The sequence below is a fragment of the Roseimicrobium sp. ORNL1 genome, assembly GCF_011044495.1.
GTDB lineage: Bacteria > Verrucomicrobiota > Verrucomicrobiia > Verrucomicrobiales > Verrucomicrobiaceae > Roseimicrobium.
The window spans coordinates 2,995,683-3,009,984 of sequence record NZ_CP049143.1 but is presented as its reverse complement, the minus strand read 5'-3'; the positions used below and the strand labels follow the sequence as shown (position 1 = coordinate 3,009,984).

9 protein-coding genes are annotated in these 14,302 nt (G+C 60.1%); 3 read left to right on the top strand and 6 right to left on the bottom strand.

Features of this window, described 5'->3' with window-relative positions; all coding sequences use genetic code 11:
* Nucleotides 1-45 precede the first annotated feature (45 nt).
* Both G5S37_RS12180 and G5S37_RS12175 read right to left on the bottom strand, forming a co-directional pair.
* A complete protein-coding gene (locus G5S37_RS12180; RefSeq protein ID WP_165204199.1) occupies nucleotides 46-1,611 on the bottom strand; it encodes an MFS transporter in 1,566 nt (521 codons plus the stop codon).
* A gap of 345 nt (nucleotides 1,612-1,956) precedes the next feature.
* Entirely contained in the window at nucleotides 1,957-2,922 is a 966-nt protein-coding gene (locus tag G5S37_RS12175; protein WP_165204196.1) for an alpha-ketoacid dehydrogenase subunit beta, read from the bottom strand.
* A 294-nt stretch (nucleotides 2,923-3,216) separates the two neighbouring features.
* On the opposite strand from G5S37_RS12175, the gene G5S37_RS12170 reads away from it, so the two are divergent.
* Together G5S37_RS12170 and G5S37_RS12165 are read left to right on the top strand one after the other, a co-directional pair.
* On the top strand, nucleotides 3,217-4,803 hold the full coding sequence (locus G5S37_RS12170; protein WP_240914855.1) for a hypothetical protein: 1,587 nt from the start codon (nucleotides 3,217-3,219) through the stop codon (nucleotides 4,801-4,803).
* 74 nt (nucleotides 4,804-4,877) lie between these two features.
* Entirely contained in the window at nucleotides 4,878-5,591 is a 714-nt protein-coding gene (locus G5S37_RS12165; RefSeq protein ID WP_165204193.1) for a hypothetical protein, read from the top strand.
* Nucleotides 5,592-5,679: 88 nt separating this feature from the next.
* Here the strand turns inward: G5S37_RS12165 and G5S37_RS12160 are convergent, their stop codons facing one another.
* The 3 genes from G5S37_RS12160 to G5S37_RS12150 all read right to left on the bottom strand — a co-directional run bounded on the left by G5S37_RS12160 (nucleotide 5,680) and on the right by G5S37_RS12150 (nucleotide 9,155).
* The gene (locus tag G5S37_RS12160) at nucleotides 5,680-7,002 is read right to left on the bottom strand and encodes a sulfatase (protein WP_165204190.1); all 1,323 of its coding nucleotides are present in this window, start codon (nucleotides 7,000-7,002) and stop codon (nucleotides 5,680-5,682) included.
* 40 nt (nucleotides 7,003-7,042) lie between these two features.
* Complete coding sequence (locus G5S37_RS12155) at nucleotides 7,043-7,990, bottom strand: alpha/beta hydrolase (RefSeq protein WP_165204187.1); 948 nt, start codon at nucleotides 7,988-7,990, stop codon at nucleotides 7,043-7,045.
* 229 nt (nucleotides 7,991-8,219) lie between these two features.
* Nucleotides 8,220-9,155, bottom strand: coding sequence for a LysR family transcriptional regulator (locus G5S37_RS12150; protein WP_165204184.1), 936 nt, complete (start codon nucleotides 9,153-9,155; stop codon nucleotides 8,220-8,222).
* 72 nt (nucleotides 9,156-9,227) lie between these two features.
* Between G5S37_RS12150 and metE the strand changes: the two genes are divergently transcribed.
* Complete coding sequence (metE, locus tag G5S37_RS12145; protein WP_165204181.1) at nucleotides 9,228-11,648, top strand: 5-methyltetrahydropteroyltriglutamate--homocysteine S-methyltransferase; 2,421 nt, start codon at nucleotides 9,228-9,230, stop codon at nucleotides 11,646-11,648.
* 123 nt (nucleotides 11,649-11,771) lie between these two features.
* On the opposite strand, the gene G5S37_RS32310 is transcribed toward metE, so the two are convergent.
* The gene (locus G5S37_RS32310; RefSeq protein ID WP_206026417.1) at nucleotides 11,772-13,514 is read right to left on the bottom strand and encodes a hypothetical protein; all 1,743 of its coding nucleotides are present in this window, start codon (nucleotides 13,512-13,514) and stop codon (nucleotides 11,772-11,774) included.
* Nucleotides 13,515-14,302: the final 788 nt, after the last annotated feature.

The following is a 14,302-nucleotide window of genomic DNA, read 5'->3' as shown; positions in this document are numbered from 1 at the left end:
CAGAAAGGAGGGGCCGGACAAGCAAAAATTACCCCTGCCGTGACCTCAGAACCCCGGCTCCGCCTCATCCCCGTGGGAGATGGAGACCGGCTTGTACCCGCCCTTGGACTTGAAGTAGAACCACAGGAGGATGTAACACACCAGCATGAAAGTGGGCAGAATCGCGATGGTCACGAACTGGCTGCGCTTGCTCAGGGCCTGTACCTTCTCCAGTTCTGCCTTCTTCTCCGTGGTGAGCGCGGCGACTTTTGCCTGATCGAGGCTGGGCACATTGCCAAAGACGCTGGGCTTCTCTTCACCCTTGATGCTGGCGTAGAGAGCAGCGTGCTCCGGAACGGAAAGGCGCTGCGACTGATCATGGTCCTGCCTGAAGCCCAAGTACGGGTTACCCAGCACGCCGAGGAAGAGCACCCCGACGGCGGACACGCCATTCAGTGCCAGCGCGCCCCCCTTGGGCAGCTGCTCGGCCGTAAGCCCCAGCGTGGTGCTCCACAGGAAGGTCTTACCAAAGGCATACACCGTGGCCGCAGCCACAATCATCCATCCCGCGGACACGGAGAGGAACATGAGACCCCCAATCGCCACGACCGCACTCACCACCAGGAGACCGATGGGTGAGAAGCTGTGCACAATCGGTCCCGCGTAGAAGCGCAGCACCGTCATGATGGCTGAGGTGTAGAGGAAAATGCCTGCGGCGAACATCGCGCCATCCACACCCGCAGGACCGCCCAGCTTCAGCAACTCAGGCATCCAGCCATCCGTGCCCAGCTCCGTCGTGGCAAGGGGTCCGATGGTCAGCAGCACCACCAGGAAGAGCCAGTGTCCCAGCGACCGCGTGTAGATGCCCGCGATTAAGGCTGCTGCACCACCGACCATCAGCACCCTGCTCCAGACGATTTCCTCCGTGCGGGACTGGTAGTAGGCCATGGTGAGCATGGAAAAGAAGATGAAGAAGCCCACCGCGCCGAAGACCTTGAGCATGTCCCGGTAGCTCACGCCTGCCGCCACACGCTCCTGCACCGGGAACTTGCAGGGGAAGACCAGGAGGGCGTACACCACCACCGGGATGAGGCAGGTCGCGAAGCGGAACTTCCAACTCGTATCAAAGAAGAGCGTGGTATTGGGGAAAAGCAGGCACACCAGCGCCCCCAGCGCCAGACCCGCTGGCCAGCCTGCGTGGAGGATATTCAACCACTTCGACTTCTGCTTCGCGAAGATGGTGGCCACCACCGGATTGATGAAGGACTCCACCGAGCCATTCGCCACGGCGATGAGCAGAGTGCTCCAGTAGAAGTCATCATACGTCTTGGACTGCAGATGGAAATACAGCGACACCAGGTGGCAGAGGATGGCAAAAATCGCCACCGTCTTGTACCCGATGTAGTCAATGACGAGGCTGAAGAAGATGATGCTCAGCGCAAACGGCCACATGCCCGCACCATTGATCGCTCCCTTCTGCTGCTCGGAGAGATCCAAGGCCTCCTGCAAGTCACCGAGAGTATTCGCCCGGATGCCGAACACGAACGACGTGGCCACCAGCGCGATGAAACACGCCCAGAAGAGCTTCATGTGGGACTTCTCGTCAGAGAGAGCGGGCGCTGCTTGAGTCATGCGAGGCAAAAGGGAGTGAGGTGGTGCTGTGGGATTCCAGCGGATTGCCACTACGAGCGCAATGGCAAAATTCTTTGGAGAAAGTGCGCGCACTCAGCAGGAGGTTAGGCGTCCCCGCCTGACAGTGGAGGTTAGACCTCCGGTCTGACCAGCATCTCTTAAAAAAGGAGCCCCGCACGGCATCCCACAGAAAAACTCCACAAGCCCCACACCTGCCGGACGGGAACTCTTCACCAAAACAGAAACACCAAGTCACGTCAGCATCGGTCAGACCGGAGGTCTAACGCCCACTGTCAGGCGGGACGCCTAACCTCCTGTCAGCCGCTGCTTGTCGCGCTTCCCCACTCAATACTTCAGCAGCCTCCGCAGCTCATTCACGATCGCCGGGGACGTCGGACGATGCGCCTTCCACAGATTCGGATGATACGGAATCGGCGTGTCTTTCGAGTTCAGCCGCTGCGGCGGCGCGTCCAGCAGGTGGAAGCCGTCCGTCGTGACGCGTGTGATCACCTCGGCAGTCACACCGCCCCAGGGGAAGGATTCTCCCACACAGAGAAGCCGTCCGGTGCGGGCCACGGAAGCGAGGATGGTGTCCGTATCAATCGGCTTCACACTGCGCAGATCCACCACTTCGATTTGATAGCCGTCCTTCGCCAGCTCTTCAGCGGCACGGATGCTCTCGTGCACCATGGCGGAATAGGCGACCACCGTGGCGTGGCGACCCGGGCGGGCGATGCGGGCCTTCCCCAGCGGGAGGGACTCGTCCGGCAGCGATTCTGCCTTGAGGTGGTAATACAGGAACTTGTGCTCGCAGAAGATGACCGGGTCCGAGCAACCCACTGCGGCGAGCAGCATGTGGTAGGCATCCTCCACCGTCGCCGGCGTCAGGATGATTAGTCCCGGATAGTGCGCATAGATGCTCTCCATGCTCTGGCTGTGGAAGGGACCGGAGCCCGCCGTGCCGCCGCTGGGCAGGCGGATGACGATGGGACACGGCACATTCGTGCGCCAGAAGTGCGTGGCCGCCTGATTGACGATCTGGTTGAAGCCCACGCTGCTGAAATCCGCGAACTGCATCTCCACGATGGGTCGCGCACCCTCGATGGCTGCGCCGATGGCCACACCCACCATGGCGTCCTCGCTGATGGGAGAATCCAGCACGCGGCCGGGGAATTCCTCCGCGAGGCGCTTGGTCGCCTTGAACGCACCGCCGAACTTCCCGATGTCCTGTCCGTAGATGAAGACACGCGGATCCCGGGCCAAGGCATCGTGCTGGGCTTCGCGGATGGCGTCGAGGTAGGTCAGGGACATGGGTGCGTGAGGAGAGGCAAGAGGTAGCAAGGCCCTTGGCACTGAGCAATCAAATCCGTACATCGCCCTCTCCACGAGAGCACGGATTGTCCTCCAGCCCCAAAAATCGCGAACAACGAATGACCATCATTTTCGGACCCGGCCCACCATCCCAGCGCTGACTAGGGAACCGGCGAAAGCGGCTAAAAACGCGGGCAAGACCAAGCAAAAGAAAGGGCACAAAAAGTTCAAAGATAAAGGTCGGTGAAACGATGTGCCCGGCAGAGTCCGCATTTTGCCCTCACGCTTCCCCCAATGAATCCCGACGAAACCTCTCCGGAGCCCACCTCCAGCCAGCCGATCAGCCAGCCTTCGGCTTCGGCCCCGACGCCAACGCACAAGTCGAAGCCGGTGACCATCCAGAGCCTGGCCCCCACGTCGCAGAGTGTCGCCCTGGAGTCCGGATATGTGGCGCCGCCCTCTTCCAACACCCGTGTCCCGGCAGCGCCTGTGGTTACCCAGTCCATACCGTTGATTCTTCCTCCGTCCGGCTCTGCGCCTACTGCCACACGTACGCACACACAGGCACATGCCCATGCGGGTCCGATGGTGCCTCACCATGCCGAGGCACCTCCGGCGCCGCCGATGCCAGTCTCGAAGAGGCTCGCGAAATACTGGTACACCGTGGGCGGTGGCTCCCTGCTGCTCAGCCTCACCATCCATGCACTGCTCCTGGTAGGCGCCTACTTCTTGATCACCACCATCGCGAACCCGGAGAAGCCGGTCGATTTCCTCCCCGGCGGTGGGAGCAAGGCGGGTGACTCCGCCTCGCGCGACCTGTCTCACATGATGCAGCAGAAGAAGCGCGAAAGCCTGCGCAAGAGCACACCGATGAGCAAGATCGTGGTGCAGGGTGCCAGCGCCATCCAGTTGCCCGAGCTTCCGATGGACACCTTTGAGATGCCGCAAATGAGCTCTCCCATGGGCGCGATGTCCGGCGGTAGCGCGGGCTTTGGTGGTTCCGGTGCTGGCGGCGGAGGTGGCGCAGGCACGGGCATCGGCATGGCGAAGGGATTTGCTCCCATGACCTTCTTCGGCCGCTTGGGTGGCGAGGGCCTTCCCGGTGCGTTCTACGACATGAAGCAGGATCGCGAACGCAAAGCCCTGCCCTACAGCGGCACCTTCCCTGACTACATCGAGGTGATCAACAGGGCAGCATCACGCCGCTTCTCTCCCACCGTACTGAGGGATTACTACAAGGCGAAGCAGGAGGTGAGCTTCACCTATCTCATGGTGCCGAACATGGCCGCCCAGGAAGGGCCGAAGTGCTTCAACGTCGAGAAGGAAGTCGAGCCGCGCGGCTGGTTCGTGCACTACAGCGGCATGGTCTCTCCGCCGAAGCCGGGCACCTACCGCTTCGTTGGATTCTTCGATGACCTCCTGATCGTCTACATCAACAACAAGCCGGTGCTGGACGGTTCCTGGGTGCCCATGGCCGGCGTGGGCGAAGGAAAATACGACGATGAAATCCGCCAGGAGTTCAAAGGACCGCCCGTGGCAGGAAACCGCACCGCCTACTTCGGCAAGTGGGTGAAGATGCACGAGCCCGTCAAGCTGGACATCGTGGTCGGCGAGACACCCGGCGGTCGCGTGGGTGGCCTGCTCATGGTACAGGACAAGAACGGCAAGTATGAAGAGCGCGCGGACGGCACTCCCATTCTCCCCATCTTCACCACCACCAAGCTTGAGATAGACGACATGAAGCGCCTGGAGGATGATCCCTATGCGAAAGCCGTGCGGTTTGCGAAGGAAACGCCCGTCTTCCCCGGGAAGAAGGCCATCTTCGATGAACGCGAAGACGGCACAAAGCGTGGGCTGGGACTGCTGCCGCCGAAGCCATAAGGCGGCGTGCAACTCGAAGAAGGAACTCGCACGTATTGCCAGGAAGGGGCAGGCGTGATACGTGGGCGCGACTCATGTCGCGCACGCCGTCAGACCAGCCTGCCACCACTTACGAGCTGCGCCTGCTCTCCCGAGTGGCGCCTGAGGTTCCAGCGTTCGAAAAGCACAAGCAGCTCGTACGGGAGTGGGCCGCGATGGAAGGAGCCTGGAAACTGTCAGGGGAGCCTTCTCCGCCTGGGACGGATGGCGATTCGTCTGGAGCCACCTGCAAACTGACAAAGTATCTCCCACCTCGGGTAAGAGGATATATCAACTACTGTGTACACCTACCGCAAGATGGCTCAGGAAGAAACTGGTCCCACAGCATCACGCTGGAGTTCAAGCCACATCAGGTCGCTTATCGGGAGTTGCTGGAAGTAGCACTGCCGTGTCTGATCCGGATTTTCGGTGCGCGCCGTGCGCACATCATCGATCATCAGGCTGATGAACGCAGGAGCGACGCTGAACTCCAGGCAAAAGGCTACCTCACCCCGGGAAGCAACCTCAGAAAAGTCCACTCCGTTTGGTTTGCGGACGAGGAATATTGCCAGGGTTGGTTCCGCCTGACTTGCGAAGAAACAGCACAGCGGCTGCGGTCATCCGGACTTGCTGAAAAAGCGGAGTGCTTCGCCGGCGGCGTCTACGTGGTGGGCAGCCACGAGGTGCTCAGCATCGATGCCTACGAGGAAATGTGTACCCGCTTCGAAGAAGCACTCACGCCGAAGAAAGCGTGGTGGAAGTTCTGGTGAAAGCGGCGAGGTCTTTTCAAAGTAGCTTCGGCTTCAGCCCAATGGGAACGTCTCCTGATCCTGATTCGGCTGATGCCAAACTACTTTCTCACGGCTTCGCCGCTGCGGGATTCTTCGTCTCCTCGCGAATCTTCGCGGCAACCTTGGTGAGCCTCTCTACGAGGTCGGAACGCCCCTCTGCCTCATTGCGTGTCTCACCAAGATCCATCTCGAGATCATACAAGACCGGAGGCTCGGTCAGATGCAGCTTCCACGTGCCTTCGCGAATGGACTCCAGGCGGCGTTTATTCAATCCATAGAGTGAGTACAGTGTTCTCGGTTTGTCCGCTGAAGGCGCACTCTTTCCCAGCCACGCGTCGGAAACGTCGAGCCCATCAAGCTTGAGATCTGCGGGAAGAGCTGCGCCTGAGAGTTTGGCAAAGGTCGGCAGAAGATCGAAAGCAAGCGTGCAGTCATGACTCACACGACCCGCTGGCACATGACCGGGCCACCACGCAATAAAAGGCACACGCAAACCACCTTCGTAGACAGTATGTTTTGTGCCCTGCAGTGGAGCAGCCGTGCCCGGTGTCTTGCGCTCAGGCCCATTGTCACTGGTGAAAATCACCAGCGTATTTTCCGCAAGGCCAAGGCTGCGCAGCTTGGCGAGAATCTCTCCCGTGCTCCAGTCGAGTTCCTGCACCGTATCGCCATAGGCACCACGGAGCGACTGCCCGTTGAATCGCGCGGAAGGCTCAAACGGGATATGCGGCATGGCATGACCGAGATAGAGGAAGAAGGACCTCTCCTTATTCGCTTCGATGAACTTCAGTGCCTCCGTCGTGTAGAGGCCGGTCATCTCCGAGGGCACTGCGGGACGCTTCTCCACCACGTCACCCCGCAGCACCGGCATGCCACCCTCCTTTTCGAAGACCACCGTCTCGTGCTTGTCCAGGTTGTGCAGCACGCCGTAGTAGCTGTCGAATCCCTGGTCCATGGGACGCGAGCCCTTCACAAAGCCAAGGTGCCACTTGCCGATGCAGCCCGTGGCATAACCTCGTGTCTTCAGCATTTCCGCGAGTGTCACCTCTTCAGGTGGCAGACCATGGGTCGCATCAGGGCGTAATACACCCGTCGCCAGACCGCTGCGTCCGGGATAGCGCCCCGTCATGATCGCCGCGCGCGAGGGCGTGCAGAGTGCGGCTGCCACGGAGTAATCTGTGAAGCGCGTGCCCTCCGCTGCCATGCGATCGAGGTGCGGGGTGCTGATGTCCTTCGCGCCATAACACGCGAGATCGCCATAGCCCAGATCATCCGCGAGAATGAAGATGATGTTCGGTGGGCGCGATGAGGCATCCGCAGCCGTCGCAACCGAATATGATGTCGCAAAGAGGAACGCGGCAATCGCGAAGAGAAGAGCAGGACGTTTCATGATCGAATGGCTTGGCACCTCAGACTCGGAGCAGCATCCATCACTTCAGATGCTCCTTGAACCACGCATCGACAGCATCCACGCACTGCTCATGCCACGGCTTCTGCATCCAGCAGCCGTGCTTCGCGTCTTTCACAATCACCTGATTCGTCGGCACACCGAGTTCCTTCAGCTTCGCCATTCCCGGAGCATCGCGTTCCGGGTTGTCGAGATCTCCTGTGAGGAAGAGTACTGGTCCGGTGGATTTGCTGAAGTGGGTGATGGGTGATGCTTCGCGATACAGGTCGGGAGCATCGTCGTAGAGTCTTCCGAGCCACTGGAAGCTGTTGCTCTTTTCCTTCGCCCGCCGCAGGGCCTCGACGAACGTCTCCATCGTGAGATCCGTGGGACCGGCCATGATGCAGGATGCCTGCACCGCCGCCGACACATCGCGCAGATCACCAGTGCCGGTGAGATATTTCTCATGCGCGGGCGCCGCAGCCATCAGGCCCACGAGGTGACCACCCGCGCTGCCGCCCCACGCACCGATGCGATTAGGATCGATGCCGAAGCGCGAGGCATTCGCCCGTACGAAACGCACCGCGAGATTGCAGTCCTGTACCGCCGCCGGGTACTTCGCCACGTCACCGAGACGGTATTCAATGTTCGCCACCACATACCCCTTCTCCGCGAGTGAAATGGCGAGCGGGCGAAACTTTTCCTTGTCGCCCTTCATCCAGCCACCTCCATGCACCAGGACACAGGCAGGCATCTTGTCTCCGCCCACCTTGGGACGGTAGATGTCCAGCTTCAACTCCTGCTCGGGCGTCTTGCCGTACGTGATGTCGAGTTCCGCCTGAATGGTGTCCGGCGGTGTGGAGCGCAGAGGCTCGCGTTTCGGAGCCGAAGTCGCGGGCTTCTTGGCTGGCGCCTTGGGACTCTGGGCTACAGAAACGCCTACCGGCAGGGCGAGCAGCAGAAGAAGAGAGAGGAAGGTGAAGCGGAGCATGGCGATGGATTGCCCCGCTAACGATCAAGAGGTGGTGAAACTGTCGGGAAGTTTCATCAACGCAGCGCGAAGAAAGTAGTCCGCCGAGCCTCGGCGGTCAGGAAACGTCTCCTGACTTCGCCATCTCCCACCGCTCAAAACCACCAAGCCACCTCAACACGCTATATCGACCCGGCAAACAACGTCCACCGTCCCCTCACCCACCGCCGAGCCTCGGCGGACTACTTTCCTACAACGCCGTAATCCCCGACAGCGACGCAAAACTCACGCGCCGCATGATGTCCAGGAAATCGCGCATGTACGCCGCGCCCGCCGCCGCTTCCGTGGTAGCCGCGTGAAGCGCGCTCTGCAGGCCCTTCTTCCCAATGGGCCGCGCGACCACATACTCGCGATCCAAAAACGGCTGCACCGCCCAGCGTGGCATCGCCGCGACGGCTCGCTTGCTCGCCACCAGTTGCAGAATCGCCACAGTGAGTTCCGTGGTGCGGCGCTTCGCCGGTTCTACACGTGCGGGGATCAAGACCTCGCGCAGCACATCGATGCGGTCATCCGGGATGGGATAGGTCACGAGTGTCTCTTTCGCAAAGTCACGCGCAGAGAGAAACGGCTTCGCCGTCAGCGGATGCTCCTTCGCCAGCAGCGCAGAAACTTCATAGCGGAAGAGCGGATGAAAAGCGATGTCCGGCCGCTTGATGGCATGCGACACGATCACGAGATCCGCGCGATCTTCGCCCAGCAAGCCCACGGGATCCGCGTGGAAGCCGGACACCAAATCCATCTCCACCTCCGGCCAGCGCTCGCGGAAGGCATCCATGGAAGGCATGAGCCAGTCAAAGCACGAGTGGCACTCCACGGCGATGCGCAACTGTCCCGCGCGACCATCCGCAATGCGCGAGAGATCCCGCTCTGCTTCCGCCACGCGCACCTCCACTTCCCGCGCAAGGCCCAGCAGGCGCTGACCACCCGGCGTGAGCCGCAGCGGCACCGTCTTGCGCTCGAACAGCGGAATGCCATACAGGTCTTCCAGGGCCTTCACCTGATGGGAAACTGCCGGCTGTGTGAGGTGCAGGCGTGCCGCGGCCTTGGAGAGACTGTGGGTCTCTGCAATCGCGGCAAAGGTACGCAGGTGGCGAAGCTCAAGCGGAGGAAGGGCGGAACGGCTCATAAGTATGGCGAATGTTGAAGCGCCAAAACATGAATTATGCAACATGCCGTCCGGGATTCAACTTCGGCAAGCATGACTACGAATGAATCCGCAACCAACAACGCATCTGCATCAGGCTCGTCCCCTGCCCCACTCTTCTCCCACTCGCTGGGCTTTCCCAGAGTCGGAGCAAAACGCGAACTCAAGAAAGCCGTCGAAGCCTTCTGGAAAGGCGCCTCGGATGAAACCGCGCTGCAAGCTGCCGCCCGGGAGCTTCGCGCCACGCACTGGCAGCTCCAGGCTGACGCTGGTCTCGAATTGATCCCAAGCAATGACTTCAGCCTTTATGACCAGGTGCTCGACCTGTCCTGCCTCGTGGGCAACGTGCCCGAGCGCTTCGGCTGGGATGGCAAAGGCGATGTAAATCTGGAGACCTACTTCGCCATGGCGCGCGGTCGCTCCGGCGCGAAGAAGGAAGACAATGAATCCTGCGGCTGCGGACACGAGCACGGCAATGGCACCGCAAATGGCAGCCACAACACTGGCGCGACCGCTTGTGAAATGACGAAGTGGTTCGACACGAACTACCACTACCTTGTGCCCGAGTTCAACGACGGCACCACCTTCCGCCTCGCAAGCCAGAAGCCCTTTGCCGAGTTTCAGGAAGCCCTCGCCCAGGGCCACCGCACCAAGCCGGTGCTGCTCGGCCCCGTAAGCTATTTGTACCTCGGCAAGGTGCACGGTGGAAAGAACCCTTCCTTCGACCGCTTCAAGCTGCTGCCTCAACTCCTCGAAGTGTATGGCGAGGTGCTGCAGAAGCTCGCCTCGCAAGGCGCCAAGTGGGTGCAGCTCGACGAGCCCATCTTTGCCCTCGATCTGGATACCACGATCAAGCAGCACTTCGTCACCGCTTATGATGTGCTGCGCGAGAAAGCCGGTGTGCTGAAACTCATCACCGCGTGCTACTTCGGCGCGGCAGGGTCGAACTTCCTCTCGCTCTCACGCCTTCCGGTGGAGGCCATCCATCTCGACATCACCCGTGGTGCGAGCGATCTCGATCACGGTCTGGAAGTACTGCCCCCGCGCACCATCGTTTCTCTTGGTGTCGTGGACGGACGCAACATCTGGAAGAACGACTTCGCCGCATCGCTGAAAGTCATCGACCAGGTGGTGCAAAAGCTGGGCCGCGATCGCGTGTGGCTTGCGCCCTCGTGCTCGCTGCTGCACTCGCCTGTGAGCCTGCAGCACGAAACGAAGCTGGAGTCGGTGATCAAGGGATGGATGTCCTTTGCCGCGGAGAAGCTCACGGAAGTGAGCACGCTGGCACGCCTTGCCATCTCCCCAGAGCGCGAGAGTGATGTCGCATGGCTCGCGAATCAGTCCGCACTTGCCACCAAGGCCACCGACCCCCGACTCAATGTCAGCGCCGTGCGCGAGCGCGCGGCCGCTCTCACGCCGCAGGATGAGCAACGCGACTCCTCCTTCGCAAAACGTCAGGAAGTGCAGCGCAACCGCCTGAAGCTTCCCGCCTTCCCCACCACGACCATCGGCTCCTTCCCCCAGACGGATGAAGTGCGGAGCTGGCGTGCGCGCTGGCGCAAGGGCTCGCTCACGGATGCGGAATACGAAGCGCTGCTCGGCGAAGAAACGGCGCGCTGCGTGCGCGTGCAGGAGGACCTGGACATCGACGTGCTGGTGCACGGCGAGTTCGAGCGCAATGACATGGTGGAGTACTTCGGCGAGCAACTCGATGGATTCACCTTCACGCAGAACGGCTGGGTGCAGAGCTACGGCAGCCGCTGTGTGAAGCCGCCGGTGATCTTCGGCGATGTATCACGCCCGCATCCCATGACCGTGCGCTGGTTCCAGTACGCGCAGAGCCTCACCGCACGCCCCATGAAGGGCATGCTCACGGGTCCCATCACGATTCTGAACTGGAGCTTCGTGCGCAATGATCTCTCGCGCCCCGAAGTGTGCCGCCAGATCGCCCTCGCCATCCGTGATGAAGTGCGCGACCTCGAAGCCGCCGGCTGCCGTGTCATTCAGATCGATGAAGCCGCGCTGCGCGAGTGCCTGCCGCTGCGTGAAAAGGACCGCGCCTTCTACCTCCAGTGGACCGTCGCCGCCTTCCGCGTGGCCGCGTCCGTGGTGCGTGATGAAACGCAGATCCACACGCACATGTGCTACAGCAACTTCAATGACATCATTGAAGCCATCGCCGCCATGGATGCGGATGTGATCACCATCGAGACCTCACGCTCCAGCATGGAGCTTCTTGATGCCTTCGTACGCTTCGAGTACCCGAATGAAATCGGACCCGGCGTGTATGACATCCACAGCCCCCGTGTCCCACCAGCCACGGAAATGCGCGAGCTCATGGACCGCGCCTCCGCCGTGCTGCCAAAGGACAACCTCTGGGTGAATCCCGACTGCGGCCTCAAGACCCGCGGCTGGCCCGAGGTGAAGGCCGCCCTGGCGAACATGGTGAGCGTGGCACACGCTTTGCGCGGTTGAACACCAGGTAAATCCCCCCCTTGGCCACGCACGCTCCACCCTCCTTGGGGGTGGAGCGTTTTTTATGGCTGTTTGGAATGATGCAACTGCCCGGCCAATGGAGCACGTTGATTGCACGGCCTGTTAATTATTCGGGCAACCTCGGTCAATCCAATCCGCAATGCGAGCGATGTCCGCAGGATCCATGAAGGGCCCAGAGGGAGGCATCTGGCCGATGCTTCCGGTATTGGGATCGAAGATGGTGCCGGGCGTACCGCTGAGGGACATGATGAGGTTTGAGTTTTTCGAATCATTCACCACGAGCACTTTGAGCGGATTGCCTGTGTCCGGATCCTCAACTCTGGGAATGTTTCCCGTGATAAATTCCTGATAGGTCATGGTCTTCCAGAAGGCACGATGCGGCGCGAGGTTGATGGGAACATTGTTATTCGCGACAAACGTATCGAGCAACGCCTGCACGTCAGCGTACGAATTCAGCGGTGCCATCTTGAGTGTGGTGACCTCGTTCGCGGCCAGACGAAGCTTCTGCTTGGCGAGGAGCTTCTGCTGCACGTCATTTCTCTGAATGAGTCCATTCTTCAGGATATGGCTGATGTTCAGATTCATGTTCGGCATGCCTCCTCTGCCTCTTACCTGATGGCAGGAGAAGCAGTTCTGCCCCACCCCCTGTGTGAAGGTCTCCATGGTAACGTTGGAGAGCTGGGTGGAACCAGTCGTCAACGCCTGGATCTGCTGGCTGGTAAGTGTGGGCGCCAGGGCATTCGCCTGCTTGAACCAGACCCCGCCGCCGAGAAGGTAGTTCTTCCACACAGAGTCCGCCTCGAGTTGACTCAAAACGCTGGCATTGAGAGTCTGGATGTTCGTAGTGTCCTGTTGGGATCCTCCACCGAGCACAAACTGCAGGAACGCATTCGTGATGGGAGACAGCTTGCTTGCCTGGGTATCCAACGTGAGGGTCACAGGAAGCCGATTGCAGGCGGAGGCAGGAGTGTTCGCGGTGTAAAAATTCCAGTCCTTGTCACTCACCGGCTGATTGCTGTCGGGCTGCATGCCTGTGGGAAGCGTGGGTGCATTCTTCACATGCTCGAAGGTGGACCAGATGAACTCCGGGTGGTCCTTCACCACACCGACCACGTGAATGCCGACCAACGCCACCGTGACATTCTCCACCTTGGTCCTGTCCACGATGATGTCGTCATTGGTGCAGGTGTTCCCCGAAGCCGAACACGTCAACGGATGAATCATCGCAGGAGCGGTGAAAAACCCCGCGGTGGATTCACCTTCCGCAACGATGCGCCAGGAGGATTTGATCTCCAGCGATCCCACGGGAAAGTTCAGTGTCGGTGATGCAGCAACGTAGTTCTCTTTGATGAAGAGTTTGTTGTCCCGCACGAAGTTGTAGTACACATCATTGATGTGGGAGATGTAGTACACCGGGCGCCCGTTCTTATCGACGAGCAAGCCTCCGGAACCAGCTTGCTCCACCTCGTCAAAGGTCGTGGGATCCTCTTTCTTCCCCACGCGCGGCATGAGAAGGAGCGGACGCTTCTTCAAACCTTCCAGCGCTTTCGCATTAAGGGGCGAAGGAGCCCTTCCCGGCATGAACAATTGATCCGCAGTGGGCATGTCCATGAGCCGGATGCGGCCGCCTCCCGTGTCCTGCGTCAGCCAGAGAAAGGTCTGCCACCCCCACTGGTGGAAGTCACAGTTGCTGGTGAATGACTTGTTGAAGTCAGGGGCCGGGGTGTTCTGGTGAGGGAACCATGCTGCAGGCGCCGGGCACTGAGCAGGTGCACTCGACGCTGGAATAAGAAGGGCCGCGAATGCAGCGGCCCAAGGAAGATAACAATGACGCAGAATATTCATGGGTGGCGGTGGTGAACGAGTGATCTCCAGCGCGAGGGAGCCTTTGCGGCGCGCCTGGCGCCGAACTCACGCATTTTGCACGGACATCTGCCCAGCTACATTACGGAGCAAAGATTATTCGAAACGACACTCGAACACAATCTAAAAGTTTTTCCATGCACTTCATTATTTATGAAGCATTCACCTCATTTACTTGCCTCACGGCTCACAATCACGCACTCGCAGACGACGTTCCCACACTGGACTCCTCCGGGAAAACACCGGATTCACCACACAAAAAAATCCCCGCCGGGACCAGCGGTCGCGGCCACAGCATGTACAACAGGCTCGTGATATGCGGCATCATACGACACCGCCTGAAACTGTTTTGTGGCTGCGACCGCTGGTCACGACGGGGATGAAGGCACTGACGTATGAAAGAGGGTGCGGTGGAGATGACAAGAAAACTGATGGTAACAAAGGGCAGGAACCGCACGATTGATGCCAAGGATTCGCATTCCCCACTACTGGCGATCGGCGGCGCAATACTTATTTAGACGATTGGAAGAACCAGCTCAGTCCGACCATCGATCGCACCCACATCCTGGCCCCCGCTGTCGTCAGCGTCTCGTGGCTGCAATATCCCACAGCACCAAGAAGAACCCCTGCGGAGACCACCTTGCGCGCTGCGCGCAGGGTGGTACACGAGGAGTAATGCCACCCCTCCGCGCTCGAGTCACTCACGAGACGTTTCCCTTGCTTCAAGTCATGATCATTTCGTGATCACACTGACACCAAGATCGTCGACC

What these genes read in the sequence shown, in the direction of transcription:
- G5S37_RS12180 (WP_165204199.1), bottom strand. Translation starts at nt 1,611, where the DNA reads ATGACTCAAGCAGCGCCCGCTCTCTCTGACGAGAAGTCCCACATGAAG.
- G5S37_RS12175 (WP_165204196.1), bottom strand. Translation starts at nt 2,922, where the DNA reads ATGTCCCTGACCTACCTCGACGCCATCCGCGAAGCCCAGCACGATGCC.
- G5S37_RS12170 (WP_240914855.1), top strand. Translation starts at nt 3,217, where the DNA reads ATGAATCCCGACGAAACCTCTCCGGAGCCCACCTCCAGCCAGCCGATC.
- G5S37_RS12165 (WP_165204193.1), top strand. Translation starts at nt 4,878, where the DNA reads ATGTCGCGCACGCCGTCAGACCAGCCTGCCACCACTTACGAGCTGCGC.
- G5S37_RS12160 (WP_165204190.1), bottom strand. Translation starts at nt 7,002, where the DNA reads ATGAAACGTCCTGCTCTTCTCTTCGCGATTGCCGCGTTCCTCTTTGCG.
- G5S37_RS12155 (WP_165204187.1), bottom strand. Translation starts at nt 7,990, where the DNA reads ATGCTCCGCTTCACCTTCCTCTCTCTTCTTCTGCTGCTCGCCCTGCCG.
- G5S37_RS12150 (WP_165204184.1), bottom strand. Translation starts at nt 9,155, where the DNA reads ATGAGCCGTTCCGCCCTTCCTCCGCTTGAGCTTCGCCACCTGCGTACC.
- metE (WP_165204181.1), top strand. Translation starts at nt 9,228, where the DNA reads ATGACTACGAATGAATCCGCAACCAACAACGCATCTGCATCAGGCTCG.
- G5S37_RS32310 (WP_206026417.1), bottom strand. Translation starts at nt 13,514, where the DNA reads ATGAATATTCTGCGTCATTGTTATCTTCCTTGGGCCGCTGCATTCGCG.